The following is a 17,907-nucleotide window of genomic DNA, read 5'->3' on the forward strand; positions in this document are numbered from 1 at the left end:
GAAAACCGGTCGGAACTCAAACCAGGCCAATTCAGTCTGAAAGCACGTTTGCGCTCACCCACGGCACCAATCCGGAGGTAGCGAGAATAGCGCACTCAATAAGCCGCGAGGTCCTACCATTGCCGTCTCCGAACGGGTGGATCCAAGCGACATAGAGATGCGCAAGAACTGCGGCAAGGAACACAAAATAGAATCGGTTCTCTGGCTGCTCCTGCTTAGCGGCGTCATCGAGAATGGCGTTAAGCCAGTCACAGAGCTTCTGCATAAGGAACTCGACATCTTCTGTGGGCGCACCTCTATAGAGCCCTACCCCTACGTTCACGTCGCGAAATTCACCCGGGACTACATGGTCTTCAAGTTCCATGTCGGCCATGAGCATGGCGTGGATACTCTTGATCCACTCTGGAGTTAAGCGGAAATCGCCGTCGACCGAAGCAGCAGTCTCTCTCACTGATTCTAGAGCTGCCATGACATTGAGAACTTCCTGCTCCAAGTACTCGCGCGACGGCGGCTGCGTCTTGCCTCGTTCGAGCAGCTTGTCGACTTCTTCTTGGGTAAGAGTGTTTCCCTCGATCTGTGCCGAGGCAAGGGCCCCACGGCGCAGATAAATTACTGATAGATGATCTGCTGTGCCTGGCATGAGAGGCGTGCCGATGAGGTGCATTGACTTGGAGTAGCACTCGCCAAGTTGGGCCCAAATTAGCGGCGGAAGATCGCGATTGTCGAACTTAAATGTTAACCAAGGGTGACTATCAGCGTATGCGCGATGCGTTGTCTCCATTGGGTCACACTACTAATGCTAGTTCAAATTGTCCAACCCAATGTCACAACTCCAGGCACATTAGCCCAGTCTCAGTCAGCGCGGATCTGCGCCTACATCCGCCACTATCCAAAAGAGCGATGGCATCTTGCCAATGGGGCCGTTGTGAGCTCGTGCGAGATCCCCTCTGACGCGCGCTGCACCTTCGCTACCAGCGCAGCGTCGCCGGGCTGCTCGGGATCAAGCCAGTCGCCGTGCTCGTCGCGTGGGAGAACGAGCGGCATCCGCGGCCAGTACTCGGCCGCTTCGCTGCCGGTGGGGGCGTCGCGGGTGACCATCGAGTACGTTGTGAGTTCACCGTCGTCGGTGGTGACGGTGGAGGTGACCGCGGCGATCCCGAACTGCTCGCCGTCTGGCAGCGCGAAGCGCCCTTTCTTCTCGACGTACCAGCTCGCCGGCAGCAGCGCGCGGCGCTGGAACGGCTTCTTCCACGAGCGCAACAGCCGGTCGTCGCGAGAGTTGAACGCGGAGAACTTCACCGGCCCGCTGCCGTCAAGCCAGAGCCACCACCACCCGAACACGAGCTCACGATCACCGTCCTCGGCCGCGCGGATGATGGGGTTCAGGTTGCGGGCCTTCGATCCGGTGATCGCGGCCCTGCCGTCGCGGCCCTGTGCCCACTCCGCGATCGCGCGCTCGGACTCGCGCTGGTCCAGTGGGCGGAGCGGATTGCGCGGTTCCTCCCCGTCGTGGAGGTAGCCGCCAAGTCCGTAGCTGTTGCACATGCGCACAGGCTACGCCGCCGCGCCGCCCGCGGACACCCCCTCGCGCCCCACGAGGGCGATGGGCTACTCCGAGCGCGACTCCTGATCCGCGGCAGCGCTCGCCGCCGCGATGATGCGGCTCACCTGCATGCGGGAGAGGCGCACGGCCGCGGCGATCGCTGTCTGGGGGATCTTGGCGGCGTGGGCGTCGAGGATCGCGGCGTCGCGGGCGGCGTGGGCCTGCTCGAGGCGGTCGGCGGCGGCTGTGAGGGCGCGGGCGTGGTTGGTCATCGTCGGCCTCGGATCGCGTAGATGAGCGCGGCCACAGCAATCACCGCGGCGGCGATGGAGATGATGAGGGTGAGGGTGAGGGTCTGCATGAGGGGCTCCTGGTGGACGTAGGATGGAGGGGTAGGGCCCCGAGTATCTAACGGCTACTCGGGGCCCTTCTCTGTCAGTCGCGGTTGCGCCGGTTGCGCTTCGCGGTCTGCCAGAGGATGAGGGCGGTGATGAGGTTGACCAGTGCGGTGAAGAACCCGATGATCTCCATGTTTCCCTCCCTCTCTGTCGGGGTATCTCCCCGACGTCTCTAGTGTAACATCATGTGGCACAATTGTGCAACATGATGTTACGCGGCGGGGGTCGATCCGATCACGACAGGCTGCGCCCCTCGACGGGTTTGTGTCGCTGATCCCAGGATCGCCACGTCACCGCGGCAGCCATCTGCACGCTCGGGAAGTACCCGACGAGGGCGCGTACGTCGGGATCCTCGTCGCCGGTCACCGAGCGCCAGAGCAGCGCGGACGGGCGCCCGATTCGCACCCGGCGGATGATCGCGACCCGGATCGCCCCGTCGTACATCCACGCCTCTTCATCGCTGACGCGCGTCAGCGTCATCATCGGGCTCCACGGCATTCCTCCCATGCGGGCGAGAGTAGCCGCGACCCCCGACATCAGACCCGACGCACGCTGAGCATCTGCCACCCCGCGGGCGCCGCGGCCCGCAGCTCGGCGTAGCTCGATCCCTCGACCTCTCGCGTTGCGTCGCGCCGCGCGTAGGTGCCGAGCGCGGTGATGGCGGTCTCGCCCTTCTTCATGGTGACCGGGGCCTGCACGAGCACGAACCCTTCTGGGCGGTTCTTCTCGAGCTGCTCCTGCACCTCGGGGATCCCTTCTCCCTTCACCTCGATGGCGACCGATTCGACCTGGCGGATTGTGGCGAGCAACATGATCCGAGACTACCGCGCGCGTGGGGCAAACGTGGGGCAGAGGGGGACTGTAATAGGCGGTAGTGCGCTGCCCCACGCGGTGACCCTGGACCCCCGAGATTGGCGTGTTGATGCGGGTCCAGGCGGTGCGCGGTGGTGCACCGCACTGCACTGTAATCGACGGTGATGGGCCTGATAGCGTTCGCAATGAGAAGGTCAGGGGTTCGATTCCCCTCAGATCCACCACACGAGAGGCGGGTCCGATCGGTGAGAAGTCACCGATCGGGCCCGTTTTTTCGTTGCTGGGGTTCTCGCCCGGGGCTGATCTGGCTTCTCCGATGAGAGGGTCATGTGCGGCAGAGGTGGGGCGAGCCCCTGCCCGGCCTACCCGACGCAGCGGCCGGAGGGCACCGCCGCGGGCTCGGCCGATGCGTCGAGCGTCGCGAGCACCGGCAGCAGTTCGGCGAGGGTCATCGCGTAGCCGACGCCCGGCCGCACGGCGTCTCGCGCGAACACCACTCCGGCGACGGCGCCCGCCTCGGTGAGCAGCGGGCCGCCCGAGTTGCCGGGCTGCACCACGGCGTCGAGCGTGTGCACGAAGCGCTGGGCTCCGCCCGACCCGTAGATGTCGGGCACGGTCGTGCTGCCCGTCGCGAGCACCCCCGCCGCCACCGTGCGGAACGGCCCGCCGTGCGGGTAGCCCTGCACCGCGCCGACGCCGCCCGGTGCGAGCGCGTCGTCGAGCGGCAGCGGCGCGGCGTCGACGTCGGCCGCGACGATCGCGAGGTCGTCGACGGGGTCGAAGTAGACGACGCGGCCGTCGCGGGCGGGCTGCCCCGGCAGTTCGACGAGGGGCGTGTCGATGCCGGCGACAACGTGGGCGTTCGTGACGATGCGATCCTCGGCCACCACGAAGCCGCTGCCCGTCGGCATCGTGCCGCAGCCGTGCGCGATGCCCGAGATGCGCGCCACCGAGGCTCCCGCCGCGGCGAGCGCCGGATCGTCGGTGTCGACGCGCGAGAGGTCGGGCGAGGCGAGCACGAGGTTCTCGTCGATGAGGCCGTCGATGGCGGGCAGCACGGTGTCGCCGAGCAGTGCCGAGTGCAGCCTGGCCATCGCCTCCACGAGCGGCTCCGGGGTGACCCGGTCGAGGTAGCGCAGCAACGACGACGAGGCGACCGTCGACGACACCCCGGGGATGCCGGACGCGGCCACGGCCGACCCGATCAGCGAGACCGAGGTGACGGCCGCGATGAGACCGAGCGCGCCGCCGAGCAGTCGCTCCAGGGGGCGCAGGCGAATCCGATCCGCCCCGCTCCTGATGAGGGCCCCGACGGCGGCTCCGATGCAGCCGCCGAGCGCGAGCAGCCCCGCCGCGGCCGCGATCACGGCCGCGCTGCGCCAGCCCGTCTCGGGCAGTTCGCGCGCGATGAGCGGCAGCACCCAGGGCGTCGCCGCAGCACCTGCGAGCAGCCCGCAGGCGGCCCCGAGCGTCGAGAACAGCCCGGCCCGGAACCCCGCCGTGAGCCCGATGACGAGCAACAGCAGGATGATGACGTCTGCGACTGCGGGCATCGGCCCCTCTCGGAGGATCGGGCGCCCGGCCGGGCGCTGTTCGCGCCGAGCCTACAGCACCCGGGTGGGGGTGCGGCGCGGGTGCGGCTCTGTCGACGCGCGCCGATCAGCGCGCGCCGTCGCCCATCCGGAGGCCCGGGATCACGGAGAGCGCGAGCACCGCCGCGGCGAGGCAGAACACGGCTGGGAACCCGGATCCGGCGAGCGGAAAGGTGAGGAACGCCAGGCCCGCCACCGCGATGGTGAGAGCCGAGCCCGTCGAATCCGAGATCGACAGCGCGGACGAGTTGAAGCCCTCGTTCGCGCTCGTCGAGTACGCCAGGGTGAGCACCGTCAGCCTCGGATAGATCAGGCCCATGCCGCCGCCCGCGACGCCCCACGCGATGACGACGAGCGAGGGCAGCCGATCGGCGAGCGACACCGCGAGCAGCGCGAGCACTCCCGCGAGCAGCAGCGAGGTGCCGATCACCACGATCCGCCGACTGCCGAGCCGGTCGCCGTACCGGCCCTGCGCGAAGGAGGCGAGCGACCACGCGAGCGCCGCGGCGGTGAGGGCGAGGCCGGCGATCATCGGGCTGAAGGCGAAGCGGTCCATGAGGAGTTTCGGCACATACGTCTCGGCGGCGAGGAAGCCGCCGGCCACGAGCCCCCGCATGAGAATCGCGCTCGGCAGACCGACGCGTCCGCGCAGGGTACCCCTCGGCATCAACGGTTTGATCGCGAAGCCGACGACGGCGACGCACCCCAGCGCGATCGGCCAGCCGACCGCCGGGGGCGCCTCGGCGGCGAAGCCCGCCCCGACCGCGGAGACTGCGACGACCGTGGCCAGCAGCAGCCGCACTCCGATCGTGCCGCCGCCCGGCGGCTCGGAGATCCCGCTCGAACCCGGGGGCTCCGCTCCCTCCGCCGGGTCCAGCGACGCGCTCCGCAACTGAGCCATGACGATGAGGAACGCCGCCGCCGTGAGCACCGCGACGCCGAGGAACGCCCACCGCCAGTGCAGATACTGCGCCACGGCGCCCGCGAGGAACGGACCGACCATCGACGGCAGCACCCAGGCCGCCGCGAACGCCGCGAAGATCCTGCCGTGCAGCTCGCGCGGGTACACCCGCGCGATCACGACGTAGAGAGACACCGTCTGGCCGCCCACCCCCAGACCCTGGATCAGGCGCCCGACGATGAACGTGTACATCTCGGGGGCGGTACCCGAGACGATCAGCCCCGCGGTGAACAGCGTCACTGCCGCGCACAGCGGCGCCCGGGGGCCGCTGCGATCGCTCCATGCACCGGCGGCGACCATGCCGATCACTCCGGTGGCCAGCGTGCCGGAGAAGGCGACGGCGAAGAGGGCCTGCCCGTTCAGGTCGACGCTGACGACGGGCATCACCGTCGTGACCGCCAGTGCTTCGAGGGCCGCCAGGAAGATGAGCGCGACCGAACCGAGCGTGATGCCGAGCCGCGCTCGATCCCAGATCGTCTCAGGCGCTGCGGAGGTCATCTCCGATCCGCTCGATCGCGAACGTGCATCGGACCATTCTCCCACGCGGGAGGCCGTCGCGCAGGCTACAGCGCCGCAGGGCTCGCGGTGCGCGGGTCTCGGGCGGGATCGTACGAATTCGCCGCACCATCAGCGCTCGCCGCCTCCGACGGATCTGCGGTGCTCGCCGCTTCCGCGCGCAACCACGGCAGGCTGATCGGGATGGTGTCGAAGGCCGAGGGGTCCTCGGGCTGCGCCCCGCGAGCCGGGTCGAGCCAGGGCAGGCTGATCGCGAGCGCGTCCGTCACGCTCGGCGTCCAGCCGCCCGAGTGGGGCACGGGCCGCGGAGGCGGCAGGATCTCCGCGGCCTCGTCCGGCACCGCCGGGAGGGCGGTGCCGAGCTTCGCCAACCGGCTCCGCAGCGCGCACGCCAGCCCGTGGAAGCCGATGACGCCCCACACGAGGTTCGACGCGACGGCCGGCCAGGCCCCGTAGACGAGTGCGCCGCCCGCCGCGAGCAGGCCGCCGACGGCGTTGAGCGTCGCGTAGCGGATCGCGTCGGGCGATACCCAGCCGCGCCAGATCATCAGGTACGCCGAGAAGGTGCCGGCGGTGCCGAGCCACCCCAGGGCGGCTCCGACGAGGTCTTCCAACGGTGCTCCTCGAGCGATCGAAGCGGGTACGGGCGGCGCCTCGGGGCGCGTGTCCCGCGGGTCTCCGAGGGGGCGCGCCGACGCCGGATGCAACAATTCTGCGGACGCCGGTCGGTTCAGCACAATCGAATTATTGAGAACCGGGAGTTTAGAATGAGTGAATATGAGGATCAACGTCGCGCGGCTGCCGTACTTCCTGCAGATCTCGCGCAGCGGCGGGGTGCTCGCGGCGGCCGAGGCGCTGAAGCTGACGCCGTCCGCGGTGTCCCAGCAGCTGGCGCGGCTCGAGGCCGAGGTGGGGGTGCCGCTCGTGGAGCGCAGCCCGCGCGGCATCGTGCCGACGGCGGCGGGACGCGAGCTGATCGAGCTCGCCGAGAACGTGGAGCGCGAGGTCAACGAGGCGGCTAGGCGGGTGGGCGCCGCGAGCGAGCTGCCGAGCGGTCGGGTGCGCTTCGGCGCGTTCCAGAGCTTCATCGGCGGCCTCCTCGCTCCCGCGCTGCCCCAGTGGCGCGGCGAGCTGTCGGGCGTCGACCTGCTGCTGGTCGAGGGCGAGCAGGCGGAGCTGCTGCGGGGGCTTCGCGCCGCCGAGCTGGAGCTCGTGGCGGTGGAGTTCGACGAGTCGGTCGCGCCGACCCCGCCCGGCCCGGGCGTGCGCGAGGCCGCTTTGCTCGACGACCCGTGGGTGCTGGTCGCCCCGTCGGGTACGCAGGCGGCGATGGGGGTCGTGGAGCTCGAGAACCTGCGGATGCCGTGGCTCGAGGTCGATCTCGGCGCGGGCGCCTCGCACGCGGTGCGTCGGGTGCGGCGGTCCCTGCCGCACTCGAGCACGGCGCCGCACCGCTACGGCAACCATCAGACGGCGCTCGCGCTCGTGGCCGCGGGCGAGGGGGTGACGCTGCTGCCGCAGCTCGCGCTGCGCGAGCAGGCGCTGCCTGGCGTCGAGGTGCACGAGCTGCCGGGCCTCGGGGTGCGGCGCATCTCGCTGCGCTTCCGCTCGGGGCGGAAGCCGAACCCCGCCGTCGCGGCGGCCGTCGACTTCCTGCGGGCCGTCGTCGCGGGCGAGCCGGCGCCGGAGCCGGCGCCCTAGCCCGACCCCGCGCACGCCGAGTCCCGATCCGCCGCCTCGCCCGGGGGGGGAAGCGGCGGATCGGGACTCGGTCCGCACAGCGGGGCGGCTACGACTTGATGTAGCCGTTCGGGTTGAGCACGTACTTCTTCGCCGCGCCCTGGTCGAACTCGGCGTAGCCGCGCGGGGCGTCCTCCAGCGAGATCGGCGTCGCGTTGACCGCCTTCGCGATCTGCACCTTGTCGTGCAGGATCGCCTGCATGAGCTGGCGGTTGTACTTCATCACGGGGCACTGGCCCGTGGTGAACGACAGCGACTTCGCCCAGCCGAGGCCGAGGCGGATCGACAGCGAGCCCACCTTGGCCGCCTCGTCGACGCCGCCCGGGTCGCCGGTGACGTAGAGGCCCGGGATGCCCAGGGCGCCGCCCGCCTCGGTGATGTCCATCAGCGAGTTGAGCACCGTCGCGGGCGCCTCGTGGCTCGCGTCCGAGCCGTGGCCGCGGGCCTCGAAGCCGACGGCGTCGACGCCGCACTCCACCTCGGGCACCCCGAGGATCTGCTCGATCTGGTCGCGGGGGTCGCCCTCCGACACGTCGACGGTCTCGCACCCGATCGAGCGCGCCTGTGCGAGGCGGTCCTCGTTGAGGTCGCCGACGATGACCACTCCCGCGCCCAGCAGCTGCGCGCCGACCGCGGCGGCGATGCCGACCGGTCCGGCGCCCGCCACGTAGACGGTGGAGCCGGGCTTCACTCCCGCCGAGTAGGCTCCGTGGAATCCGGTGGGGAAGATGTCGGAGAGCATCGTGAGGTCGAGGATCTTCTCGAGCGCCTGGTCGCGGTCGGGGAACTTCAGCAGGTTCCAGTCGGCGTAGGGCACGAGCACGTACTCGGCCTGCCCGCCGACCCAGCCGCCCATGTCGACGTAGCCGTAGGCGCTGCCCGGCCGGTCCGGGTTGACGTTCAGGCAGATGCCGGTCTTGCCCTCCTTGCAGTTGCGGCAGCGGCCGCAGGCGATGTTGAACGGTACGGAGACGAGGTCGCCGACCTTGATGAACTCGACGTCGGGGCCGACCTCGACGACCTCGCCCGTGATCTCGTGGCCGAGCACGAGCCCCTCGGGGGCGGTGGTGCGACCGCGCACCATGTGCTGGTCGGAGCCGCAGATGTTCGTGGCGACGGTGCGCAGGATCGCTCCGTGCGGCACCTTGCGCCCGACGTTCGCGGGGTTGACGCCCGGACCGTCCTTCAGCTCGAACTCCGGATATTCGGTGTCGATGACCTCGACGACTCCTGGGCCCTTGTACGCAACAGCTTTGTTTCCAGACATCAGCGTCCTTTCTGTAGGAGGTCGACGGTGACCTGCCCCCAGCCTCTCCCCGCTCGGTGCTCCTCTCAACTGCCCGTGAGGATGAGGGGAGCCATACCTTCGGGTAGGTCTTCGGGCTATGCTCGGGTCATGGGTAACGGTGCCTCCTCCGAGCCCTTGCTGCAGGGGCTCTCGAACGTGCTCGCCTCGCCGCTGGGGTTGATGATCCCCGCCCTCTCCGAGCTGATCTCTCCGCTCGTGCCGCACTCGGCGCTCGTGATGCTCGCGGCCGATGTGGGCGGCGGCCGGGTGCAGGGCACCGGCGATCCGGCGTTCGTGCGCGGCGTGCGCGGCCTCGAGCTCGACCGGCTGCGCAAGCGCCTCGAGGCCTCCGACGGGATTCGCAGCGGGGTGCTGGCGATCGACGGTGCAGCGCACCCGACGCTGGAGCTGCTCTCGCGCAACGGCGCGCTGCTGGTGATCGCCGAGCCGGGCTCGGGAGCCGGAGAGCAGGCGGGCACCCTGCTCGCCCTGTGGGACATCGTGGCGCTGCACGTGCAGGAGCGCGCCGACGAGGCGAAGCCCGACTACCTGCAGCACGCCCGCGCGATCGCGGGCACTCGGCTGAAGGCGCTGACCGAGCTCGAGGACGAGTACGCCGCAGCGGTGGAGTCGGTGCTCGTGGCGCTGCGCTCGAAGCGGCTGAGCGACGCGCAGGCGCGCGACGAGGCCGTGGGCCGCGCGGTCGACGCGCTCACGAGGCTGTCGGGCGCGGTCGATCAGGTGCGCACGCTCACGGAGGAGTCGGTGACGATCTCCTTCGACCGTCTGAAGGAGGACCTGCGGCCGGTCTCGCGCTACTCCCCGGTGCAGCTGCAGTTCGTGGATCCGCCGGTCGACGGCCGGCCGCTGCCGGGCGAGGTGTCGCTCGGCGCCCGCGCCGTGGTGTATCGCGCGGTGCTCACCCTCGTCGAGGGCGAGGAGGTGGGGCACATCCGCATCCACTGGGACTGCGACGGCACGAACCTGCTCATCCGGATGCAGGACGACGGGCCCGGATCATCCGCCGCGGCGAAGACGCTGCTGGGGCGGATCCGGGAGCGGATCTGGTCGCTGAACGGCACGGTCGGGGTCGACACCACCCCCGGCTGGGGCACGAGGATCGACGTGGTGCTGCCGCTCGACCCGCCACGCACCCATCCGGCCTCGTCCGCGATGGCGGGTATGCGCCCGCGGGAGGTGCAGGTGGCGGCGCTCATGGTGGCGGGGCATCGCAACCGGGCCATCGCCGATGAGCTGCGGATCAGCGAGAACACTGTCAAGTTCCACGTCTCGCGCATCCTGCGTCAGCTCGGCGCCGATTCGAGGGCCGAGGCCATCGCGGTGCTCACGGCCGGCCAGCGCGGGTAGCGCGCCGACCGCGGCTCAGCTCTCGTGCCAGCTCTCGGCGAGCGCGGTGATCGCCGCCGCGCGCTCGGAGAGGGCCGTCGCGGCGTCTGCACCCTCCGCTGCGGCGCGTCCCACGGCGATGCCGAGCAGGAGGGTGCTGAGCGGGGCGGCCGGGCGCGCGACCTCGTGGGCGACGTCGCGGGCGACGTTCAGCACGGTGGCGATGTCGACGGCTCCGGGATCGAGGTCGAGCTTCGCGGCGGCCGCCGCGAGCCAGGCGTCGAGCGCTTCGGGGGGCAGGTGGCGGGACTCGCTCATGATCGCTCCTTCTCGGGGGTGCGCCCCGAGCGCCGGGCGCGTTCGAGGTCTTCGGGGGTGTCGATGTCGGCGGTGACCTCGGCGGTGGCGGGGCACCGGATCAGCTCGGCGCGCGAGAAGGTGAGCCGCAGTGGGCGGTCTGCGAGCTCGCCGCCCGCGGCGTCGAGGCCGTCGCGCAGTGCGGACCTCCGGTAGACGCCGGCCAGTCACTGCGATCGTCCGCCCGGATCTTCGAGCAGCACGCCGTCGCGCAGTCGGTCGTCGTTTCGGGTCCGGGCGAGGGCCGAGGCGAGCGCGTCGCAGACCGCCCCCGGGTGTTCGAGGTCGCACGCCAGCAGCAGCACCCACTCCGCGCGATCACCGGCCTCGGCCGAGCCGCTCTCGAGCGCGGCGAGGCCGGCGGAGAGCGCCGCGAGGGGGCCCGAGAACGGGGGATCCTCGCGCACCGAGACGGCGTCTGCGTCGGTCGCGCCGCGGGGGCCGACGACGACGATCCGCTCGACTCCGATGCGCCGCGCGGCCCCGATCGTGCGGTCGATCAGCCGTTCGTCGCGCAGCCTGATCGAGGCCTTGTCGGCGCCGCCCAGACGTCGGCCCCGGCCGCCGGCGAGCACGATCGCGTCGAGCCGGAGGCTGCTCATGCCAGCCCCACCAGGAGCAGTTCGACCGGTTCTCCCTCGGCGACGTCGCCGCGGTCCTCGCCCGCCACCGCGTAGGCCTGTACGGCGCCGTGCCCGCCGACCGCGTGCGAGACCCCGCGCGGGTTCACCGCGGGGCGGCAGACCAGACGCCGGCGCCCGCCGAGGATGCCCGAGCCGTCGCCCGCTCCGTCGGCGTCCGCATCGTCGATCGTGACGGGCATGAGCTGCAGGCGGCCCCTCGCGCCGCGCCAGCCGACGCCCGCGACCGCGGGCACGAGCGGGCGCATCGGATCGGCGCGCCCCTGGCAGGCGAGCAGGGCCGGGCGCACGAACAGCTCGAAGCTCGTCGCCGCGCTCACGGGGTTGCCGGGCAGCGCGAACAGCCAGGCGCCCGAGGCGAGGCGGCCCGCGCACTGCGGCTGACCGGGGCGCACCGCGACGCGTGCGGCGCGCACCTCCGGCTCCGCCTGCACGGCGAGGCGCACGACGTCGTGGCTGCCGGGCCCGACCCCGCCGGTGGTGATGATCGCGTCGCAGCTGCGCCCGAGTTCGTCGAGCTGCGCGCGCACGGCCGCGACGTCGTCGGTGCAGCGCCGCACCGCCGCCGGCTCGATGCCGCTCTCGCGCAGCAGCCCGGCGATGAGCAGCGAGTTCGACTCGACGATCTGGCCCCGGGCGAGCGGAGCGCCCGGGGGGCGCAGCTCGGCCCCCGTCACGAGCACCGCGACCCGCGGCAGCTCGCTGGCGCGCACCTCGGCGACGCCCGCGGCGGCGAGCGCCGAGACTCGAGCGGCGGTGAGCGGGTCGCCGCTGCGGGCGAGGAGGGATCCGGCGCGAACGTCCTCGCCGCGGCGGCGGATGTTCGCGCCCGGTGCCACGGGCGTCGCGATCCGCACCGCGGCGCGACCCCAGGGGTCGGCGGCGGGATCCTCGCGCCCCGGTGCCGCGGTGAGCTCGACCGGCACGACGGCGTCGGCCGCCGAGGGGACCGGGCCCCCGTCATGATGCGCACGGCGGTGCCGGGGGCGATGGCCGGATCGGCGGAGCCGCCCGCGAGCACCTCGCCCGAGACGACCAGCTCGACGGGGCGATCGGCCGTCGCGTGCGCGGTGTCGGCGGCGCGCAGCGCGTAGCCGTCCATCGCCGAGCTGTGCCAGAGCGGCAGATCGTGGGCGGAGCGCACCTGCTCGGCGAGCGTGCGGCCGTGGGCGAGCTCGAGGGGGAGCGGCGCCGCGTCGAGGCGCCCGATGCGGTCGAGGATCCAGCCCCGCCACTCCGCAGCCGACATGCGCATGGGGCGATCCTACCCGCCATCCGGCGGCCCTCCCCGTCCGTCGTCGATGCCTCGGACGTCGCCCATTCCTCGGACCGCGCCCCGCGATCCGCTCCGAAGCATCGGCGAGATCCGAAACACGGGCGCGTCTGCGGCTCGGTGAGGTTCAATGGAGGCATGTCACGCATCGCAGCACGCCGCCGGGTCACCCGCATCACCGTGGGGGAGCCGCCGCGCCGCCGCGCCGACTTCCTCGCGGCCGAGGAGCCGCTCGAGATCCGGGTCGGCGGCAAGGCGCTCACCGTGACGATGCGCACACCGGGCAGCGACGTCGAGCTCGCGGCGGGGTTCCTGGTCTCGGAGGGGGTGGTCCACTCCGCCGACGAGTTCGCGACGGCGCGCTACTGCGACGGGGCGGTGACCACCGGTGATGACGGCGTCAGCACCAACACCTACAACGTGCTCGACGTCGCTCTCGCCCCCGGCGTCGCGCCGCCCGATCCGAGCATCGAGCGCAACTTCTACACGACCAGCTCGTGCGGCGTGTGCGGCAAGGCGAGCATCGACGCCGTCGCGACGGTCTCCCGCTACACCGTGGACGAGGATCCGCTGCGCATCGACCCGGCGACGCTCGCCGGCTTCCCCGACGCGCTGCGGGCCGGTCAGGCCGTGTTCGAGCGCACCGGCGGCCTGCACGCGGCCGCGCTGTTCGACGGCGGCACCGGCGAGATGCTGGTGCTGCGCGAGGACGTGGGCCGGCACAACGCCGTCGACAAGGTGATCGGCTGGGCGCTGCTGAATGACCGTCTCCCCGCCCGGGGCTGCGTGCTCATGGTCTCGGGCCGCGCGAGCTTCGAACTCGCGCAGAAGGCGCTCATGGCCGGGATCCCGATGCTCGCGGCGGTCTCGGCGCCCTCGTCGCTCGCCGCGGAGCTCGCGAGCGAGGCCGGTCTCACCCTCGTGGGCTTCCTGCGCGGGCCGTCCATGGTGGTCTACAGCCGGGAGGATCGCCTCGCCCTGGATGGCCCCTCTGCCATCGGCTAGGGTGGGGGCATGGCGAGGTTCAGCCCACTGGAGTGGCCGGTCTTCCGGCAGTTCTCCTCGCCCGACCGGTTCGGGCGGGGCGACTCGGTCGTGTCGCGCAAGACGCGCGAGATCGTGCCCCGCACCAGCTCGGCCGACCGCGTCGTGCAGAGCGTCTGCCCCTACTGCGCCGTGGGCTGCGGGCAGAAAGTGTTCGTCAAGGACGAGCGGGTGGTGCAGATCGAGGGCGATCCCGATTCGCCCATCTCGCGAGGCAGGCTGTGCCCCAAGGGCTCGGCGAGCGAGCAGCTCGTCAACTCGGCGTCGCGGCAGACCGAGATCCTCTACCGAGCCCCCTACGCCGCCGAGTGGCAGAAGCTCTCGCTCAGCACCGCGATCGACATGATCGCCGAGCGCTTCCTCGAGGCCCGCAAGAAGTGGTGGCAGGATCACGACGAGCACGGCCGCCCGGTGCGCCGCACCATGGGCATCGCGGCGCTCGGCGGCGCGACGCTCGACAACGAGGAGAACTACCTCATCAAGAAGCTGTTCACCGCGGCGGGCGCGATCCAGATCGAGAACCAGGCCCGCATCTGACACTCCGCCACGGTTCCCAGTCTGGGAGCCTCGTTCGGCCGAGGCGGTGCCACGCAACCGCTGCAGGACATGGCCAATGCGGATTGCATCGTGATCCAGGGATCGAACATGGCCGAGTGCCACCCCGTCGGGTTCCAGTGGGTCTCCGAGGCGAAGGCGCGCGGCGCGAAGATCATCCACGTCGATCCCCGCTTCACGCGCACCTCCGCGGTGGCCGACAAGCACGTGCCCATCCGGGCCGGCTCCGACATCGTGCTGCTCGGCGCGCTCATCAACCACGTGATCGAGAACGACCTCTGGTTCAGGGAGTACGTGCTCGCGTACACGAACGCGGCGACGATCGTCGGCGAGGAGTTTCCGCGACACGGAGGATCTCGACGGGCTGTTCTCGGGGTACGACGCCGAGACCGGCACCTACGACCCGTCGAGCTGGGCCTACCAGCGCACCGGGCGGCAGCAGAGCTCCGACGAGGGCGAGGACGACCTGCAGGAGGCGCCCGGCATGGGCGACCAGTTCGGCGACGGCGGGCCGTCGGTCGGCGACCGCTTCCTCACCGACGAGACGCTGCAGCATCCGCACACCGTGTTCCAGATCCTGAAGCGCCACTACGCGCGCTACACCCCCGAGATGGTGCGCGAGGCGTGCGGCATCTCCGAGCAGGACTTCGCCTACCTCGCGCGCTCCATCACCGAGAACTCCGGCCGCGACCGCACCACCTGCTTCGCATACGCGGTGGGGTGGACCCAGCACACCATGGGAGCCCAGTTCATCCGCACCGCGGCGATCCTGCAGCTGCTGCTCGGCAACATCGGGCGACCGGGCGGCGGGATCATGGCGCTGCGCGGGCACGCGAGCATCCAGGGCTCCACCGACATCCCCACGCTCTTCAACCTGCTGCCCGGCTACCTGCCGATGCCGACCGCGTCGGCCGAGACGCTGCAGGACTACCTCGACGGCATCGCGTCCCCCGATCAGAAGGGCTACTGGGCGAACGCCGACGCCTACACGATCAACCTGCTCAAGGCGTGGTGGGGCGACGCCGCCCGCGAGGAGAACGACTGGGCCTACGACTACCTGCCGCGCCTCACCGGCCCGCACGGCACCTACCAGACCGTGGCGAGGATGCTCGAGGACGAGGTCGACGGCTACTTCGTCTTCGGGCAGAACCCGGCGGTGGGATCGGCGCACGGCCGCATGCAGCGGCTGGGCATGTCTCACCTCAAGTGGCTCGTGGTGCGCGACTTCGCGATGATCGAGTCGGCGACCTGGTGGAAGGACGGCCCCGAGATCGAGTCGGGCGAGCTGCGCACCGAGGACATCGCGACCGAGGTGTTCTTCATGCCCGCGGCGAACCACGTCGAGAAGTCGGGCACCTTCACGCAGACGCAGCGCATGGTGCAGTGGCGGCATCAGGCGGTGCAGCCGCCCGGGCAGGCGCAGAGCGAGCTCGACTTCTTCTACGAGCTGGGGATCCGGATCCGCGAGCGGCTCGCCGAATCGACCGATCCGCGCGACCGGCCACTGCTCGACCTCACCTGGAAGTACCCGCTCGACGAGCACGGCAACCCCGATCCCGAGGCCGTGCTCGCGGAGATCAACGGCCGGCACCTCACCGGTGAGCGGGCCGGCCGGCCGCTCTCCTCCTACACCGAGATGCGCGCCGACGGCTCGACCGAGGGCGGTTGCTGGATCTACACGGGTGTCTACGCCGACGGCGTCAACCATGCCGCGCTGCGCCCGGCGAAGGAGCAGCAGGACGCGGTCAACCCCGACTGGGGGTGGGTCTGGCCCGCCAACCGGCGGCTGCTCTACAACCGGGCGTCGGCGGATCCCGATGGGCGCCCCTGGAGCGAGCGCAAGAAGTACGTCTGGTGGGACGAGCAGCGGGGCCGCTGGACCGGCGACGACGTGCCCGACTTCCCGGCGACGCTCTCGCCCGACGCGCGGCCGCTGCCCGGAGCCGGGGGAGCCGATGCGCTCTCGGGCACCGACGCGTTCATCATGCAGTCGGACGGCAAGGGCTGGCTGTACGCGCCGAAGGGGCTCGTCGACGGCCCGCTGCCCGCGCACTACGAGCCGCAGGAGTCCCCGGTCGCCAACCCCCTCTACGGCCAGCAGCGCTCGCCCGCGCGCGTGACGATGGCCCGCCAGGACAACCTCAGCGCCCCGAGCGACGACGAGCCCGGTGCGGGCGTCTACCCCTACATGTTCACCACGTACCGGCTCACCGAGCACCACACCGCGGGCGGGATGAGCCGGTGGCTGCCCTACCTCGCCGAACTGCAGCCCGAGATGTTCTGCGAGGTGTCGCCCGAACTCGCCGAGGAGTGCGGCCTCGAGCCCTACGGCTGGGCGACGATCATCTCGGCTCGCTCGGCGATCGAGGCGAAGGTGCTCGTGACCGACCGGGTGAAGCCGCTGCGGGCCGGCGGGCGCACGGTGCATCAGATCGGCCTGCCCTACCACTGGGGCGTGGGGGGGGGGGGGCGATGCCGTGGTGAGCGGCGACGCCGCGAACGATCTGCTGGGGGTGGTCATGGACCCGAACGTGCTGATCCAGGAGTCGAAGGCCGGATCCTGTGCGATCCTCCCGGGGCGGCGGCCCCGCGGCGAGGCGCTGCTCGAGCTCGTCGAGCGGTACCGGCGGCGCGCCGGGGTGACGATCGACACGGGCATGCGGGCGTCCGACGTCTCCGGGGTCTCCGACGCCTCCGACGCGGGACGCGGGTACCCTGGAACCGAGCGCCGGCCGGACTCGTCGCACGATCACCCGGGGGATCCCGGCGATGCGCCGGGCGCGGCGCCGGCGCAGCACGACGACGACGAGGAGGCGCAGAGATGAGCAGGCTCACGGAGTCCGAGCACGCCGCCCACCACGAGCACGTGCACCCCCGCAAGGGCTTCTTCACGGACACCTCCATCTGCATCGGCTGCAAGGCCTGCGAGGTCGCCTGCAAGGAGTGGAACCGCAACCCCGCCGACTCCGACTGGCAGCTCTCCGACTCGTCGTACGACAACTCCGAGGGGCTCGGCGCCGACACCTGGCGCCACGTCGCGTTCATCGAGCAGGGGCAGGAGCGGATCGAGGAGGCGCGCGAGAGCGGGCGCCGGCTCGTGAGCCTCGGAATGCCCACGGTGCGCCCCGCGACCGGCGCAGGGGCCGACGGCTCCGCAGACCTGTCGGGCGCCGACACCGCCCCGCCCGACACCCCCGACTTCCGGTGGCTCATGTCGTCGGACGTGTGCAAGCACTGCACCAACGCCGGCTGCCTCGACGTCTGCCCCACGGGCGCGCTCTTCCGCACCGAGTTCGGCACGGTCGTGGTGCAGGAGGATATCTGCAACGGCTGCGGCACCTGCGTGGCCGGGTGCCCTTTCGGCGTGATCGAGCGGCGCAGCGACGGGATCGCCGTGCCCAAGACGAACCGCGACTTCGTGCCCGGCGAGCAGGCGCCCACCCGCAACGCGGGCGTTGCTCAGAAGTGCACGCTCTGCTACGACCGCCTCACCGATGATCAGACGCCCGCCTGCGCGCAGGCCTGCCCCACCACGTCGATCAAGTTCGGCAGTCGCGAGGAGCTCGCGAAGATCGCTCGGGCCCGCGTGCGCGAACTGCACAAGCAGGGCCTCACCGAGGCGCGGCTCTACGGCGCGAACGAGCGCGACGGCGTGGGCGGCACGGGGTCGATCTTCCTGCTGCTCGACGAGCCCGAGGTGTACGGGCTGCCCCCGGACCCGCAGGTCGCGACGAAGGATCTGCCCCGCATGTACAAGCGCGCCGGTCTCGCCGCGCTCGGCATGATCGGCGCGGTCGCGCTCGCGTTCCTCACCGGAGGGCGTCGATGAACCGCGCCGC

General features: G+C 71.3%; 16 protein-coding genes and 2 pseudogenes. 5 read left to right on the forward strand and 13 right to left on the reverse strand.

The window, feature by feature from the left end:
• Positions 1–31: 31 nt before the first annotated feature.
• The 8 genes from Leucomu_RS03670 to Leucomu_RS03705 form a co-directional block, all read right to left on the reverse strand.
• The gene (locus Leucomu_RS03670) at positions 32–781 is read right to left on the reverse strand and encodes a Fic family protein (RefSeq protein WP_128386388.1); all 750 of its coding nucleotides are present in this window, start codon (positions 779–781) and stop codon (positions 32–34) included.
• 104 nt (positions 782–885) lie between these two features.
• On the reverse strand, positions 886–1,545 hold the full coding sequence (locus tag Leucomu_RS03675) for an SOS response-associated peptidase family protein (protein ID WP_128386389.1): 660 nt from the start codon (positions 1,543–1,545) through the stop codon (positions 886–888).
• A gap of 63 nt (positions 1,546–1,608) precedes the next feature.
• Complete coding sequence (locus tag Leucomu_RS03680) at positions 1,609–1,815, reverse strand: hypothetical protein (RefSeq protein ID WP_128386390.1); 207 nt, start codon at positions 1,813–1,815, stop codon at positions 1,609–1,611.
• 360 nt (positions 1,816–2,175) lie between these two features.
• Positions 2,176–2,421, reverse strand: coding sequence for a hypothetical protein (locus Leucomu_RS03685; protein WP_128386391.1), 246 nt, complete (start codon positions 2,419–2,421; stop codon positions 2,176–2,178).
• A gap of 56 nt (positions 2,422–2,477) precedes the next feature.
• On the reverse strand, positions 2,478–2,753 hold the full coding sequence (locus Leucomu_RS03690; RefSeq protein ID WP_128386392.1) for a hypothetical protein: 276 nt from the start codon (positions 2,751–2,753) through the stop codon (positions 2,478–2,480).
• A gap of 363 nt (positions 2,754–3,116) precedes the next feature.
• A complete protein-coding gene (locus tag Leucomu_RS03695; protein WP_128386393.1) occupies positions 3,117–4,307 on the reverse strand; it encodes a MarP family serine protease in 1,191 nt (396 codons plus the stop codon).
• Between the two features lie 106 nt (positions 4,308–4,413).
• Positions 4,414–5,805 carry an MFS transporter gene (locus Leucomu_RS03700; protein WP_128386394.1) on the reverse strand — a complete coding sequence of 464 codons (1,392 nt, stop codon included), beginning with the start codon at positions 5,803–5,805 and terminating at the stop codon, positions 4,414–4,416.
• Between the two features lie 65 nt (positions 5,806–5,870).
• Positions 5,871–6,437 (reverse strand): hypothetical protein, encoded by a 567-nt coding sequence (locus tag Leucomu_RS03705; RefSeq protein ID WP_128386395.1) that lies wholly within the window; start codon positions 6,435–6,437, stop codon positions 5,871–5,873.
• Positions 6,438–6,600: 163 nt separating this feature from the next.
• Here Leucomu_RS03705 and Leucomu_RS03710 point away from each other — a divergent pair, with 163 nt between their 5' ends.
• Entirely contained in the window at positions 6,601–7,524 is a 924-nt protein-coding gene (locus tag Leucomu_RS03710) for a LysR family transcriptional regulator (RefSeq protein ID WP_128386396.1), read from the forward strand.
• A gap of 88 nt (positions 7,525–7,612) precedes the next feature.
• Here the strand turns inward: Leucomu_RS03710 and fdhA are convergent, their stop codons facing one another.
• A complete protein-coding gene (gene fdhA / locus Leucomu_RS03715; protein ID WP_128386397.1) occupies positions 7,613–8,830 on the reverse strand; it encodes a formaldehyde dehydrogenase, glutathione-independent in 1,218 nt (405 codons plus the stop codon).
• 129 nt (positions 8,831–8,959) lie between these two features.
• Here fdhA and Leucomu_RS03720 point away from each other — a divergent pair, with 129 nt between their 5' ends.
• A complete protein-coding gene (locus Leucomu_RS03720) occupies positions 8,960–10,219 on the forward strand; it encodes a LuxR C-terminal-related transcriptional regulator (protein WP_228407250.1) in 1,260 nt (419 codons plus the stop codon).
• A gap of 15 nt (positions 10,220–10,234) precedes the next feature.
• On the opposite strand, the gene Leucomu_RS03725 is transcribed toward Leucomu_RS03720, so the two are convergent.
• The 4 genes and pseudogenes from Leucomu_RS03725 to Leucomu_RS15900 all read right to left on the reverse strand — a co-directional run.
• Positions 10,235–10,516 (reverse strand): DUF6457 domain-containing protein, encoded by a 282-nt coding sequence (locus Leucomu_RS03725; protein ID WP_128386398.1) that lies wholly within the window; start codon positions 10,514–10,516, stop codon positions 10,235–10,237.
• A 206-nt stretch (positions 10,517–10,722) separates the two neighbouring features.
• The gene (locus Leucomu_RS03730; protein ID WP_128386399.1) at positions 10,723–11,157 is read right to left on the reverse strand and encodes an NTP transferase domain-containing protein; all 435 of its coding nucleotides are present in this window, start codon (positions 11,155–11,157) and stop codon (positions 10,723–10,725) included.
• Positions 11,154–11,909 carry a molybdopterin-binding protein gene (locus Leucomu_RS15405; protein ID WP_228407367.1) on the reverse strand — a complete coding sequence of 252 codons (756 nt, stop codon included), beginning with the start codon at positions 11,907–11,909 and terminating at the stop codon, positions 11,154–11,156. Before Leucomu_RS15405 ends, Leucomu_RS03730 begins: the two co-directional genes overlap by 4 nt.
• Positions 11,910–11,978: 69 nt before the next feature.
• Positions 11,979–12,451: pseudogene (locus Leucomu_RS15900) on the reverse strand (gephyrin-like molybdotransferase Glp); the annotation flags it as partial.
• A gap of 156 nt (positions 12,452–12,607) precedes the next feature.
• Between Leucomu_RS15900 and fdhD the strand changes: the two are divergent.
• The 3 genes and pseudogenes from fdhD to Leucomu_RS03755 all read left to right on the forward strand — a co-directional run bounded on the left by fdhD (position 12,608) and on the right by Leucomu_RS03755 (position 17,897).
• Positions 12,608–13,474, forward strand: coding sequence for a formate dehydrogenase accessory sulfurtransferase FdhD (fdhD, locus tag Leucomu_RS03740; RefSeq protein ID WP_128386400.1), 867 nt, complete (start codon positions 12,608–12,610; stop codon positions 13,472–13,474).
• A 9-nt stretch (positions 13,475–13,483) separates the two neighbouring features.
• Positions 13,484–16,695: pseudogene (fdh, locus tag Leucomu_RS03750) on the forward strand (formate dehydrogenase); the annotation flags it as partial.
• 194 nt (positions 16,696–16,889) lie between these two features.
• Positions 16,890–17,897 (forward strand): 4Fe-4S dicluster domain-containing protein, encoded by a 1,008-nt coding sequence (locus tag Leucomu_RS03755; protein ID WP_128386401.1) that lies wholly within the window; start codon positions 16,890–16,892, stop codon positions 17,895–17,897.
• Positions 17,898–17,907 lie beyond the last annotated feature (10 nt).

The sequence above is a fragment of the Leucobacter muris genome (assembly GCF_004028235.1).
Taxonomy (GTDB): domain Bacteria; phylum Actinomycetota; class Actinomycetes; order Actinomycetales; family Microbacteriaceae; genus Leucobacter; species Leucobacter muris.

What these genes read in the sequence shown, in the direction of transcription:
- Leucomu_RS03685 (WP_128386391.1), bottom strand. Translation starts at nt 2,421, where the DNA reads ATGACGCTGACGCGCGTCAGCGATGAAGAGGCGTGGATGTACGACGGG.
- Leucomu_RS03680 (WP_128386390.1), bottom strand. Translation starts at nt 1,815, where the DNA reads ATGACCAACCACGCCCGCGCCCTCACAGCCGCCGCCGACCGCCTCGAG.
- Leucomu_RS03675 (WP_128386389.1), bottom strand. Translation starts at nt 1,545, where the DNA reads ATGTGCAACAGCTACGGACTTGGCGGCTACCTCCACGACGGGGAGGAA.
- Leucomu_RS03695 (WP_128386393.1), bottom strand. Translation starts at nt 4,307, where the DNA reads ATGCCCGCAGTCGCAGACGTCATCATCCTGCTGTTGCTCGTCATCGGG.
- fdhA (WP_128386397.1), bottom strand. Translation starts at nt 8,830, where the DNA reads ATGTCTGGAAACAAAGCTGTTGCGTACAAGGGCCCAGGAGTCGTCGAG.
- fdhD (WP_128386400.1), top strand. Translation starts at nt 12,608, where the DNA reads ATGTCACGCATCGCAGCACGCCGCCGGGTCACCCGCATCACCGTGGGG.
- Leucomu_RS03755 (WP_128386401.1), top strand. Translation starts at nt 16,890, where the DNA reads ATGAGCAGGCTCACGGAGTCCGAGCACGCCGCCCACCACGAGCACGTG.
- Leucomu_RS03670 (WP_128386388.1), bottom strand. Translation starts at nt 781, where the DNA reads ATGGAGACAACGCATCGCGCATACGCTGATAGTCACCCTTGGTTAACA.
- Leucomu_RS03720 (WP_228407250.1), top strand. Translation starts at nt 8,960, where the DNA reads ATGGGTAACGGTGCCTCCTCCGAGCCCTTGCTGCAGGGGCTCTCGAAC.
- Leucomu_RS03700 (WP_128386394.1), bottom strand. Translation starts at nt 5,805, where the DNA reads ATGACCTCCGCAGCGCCTGAGACGATCTGGGATCGAGCGCGGCTCGGC.
- Leucomu_RS03730 (WP_128386399.1), bottom strand. Translation starts at nt 11,157, where the DNA reads ATGAGCAGCCTCCGGCTCGACGCGATCGTGCTCGCCGGCGGCCGGGGC.
- Leucomu_RS03690 (WP_128386392.1), bottom strand. Translation starts at nt 2,753, where the DNA reads ATGTTGCTCGCCACAATCCGCCAGGTCGAATCGGTCGCCATCGAGGTG.
- Leucomu_RS03710 (WP_128386396.1), top strand. Translation starts at nt 6,601, where the DNA reads ATGAGGATCAACGTCGCGCGGCTGCCGTACTTCCTGCAGATCTCGCGC.
- Leucomu_RS03725 (WP_128386398.1), bottom strand. Translation starts at nt 10,516, where the DNA reads ATGAGCGAGTCCCGCCACCTGCCCCCCGAAGCGCTCGACGCCTGGCTC.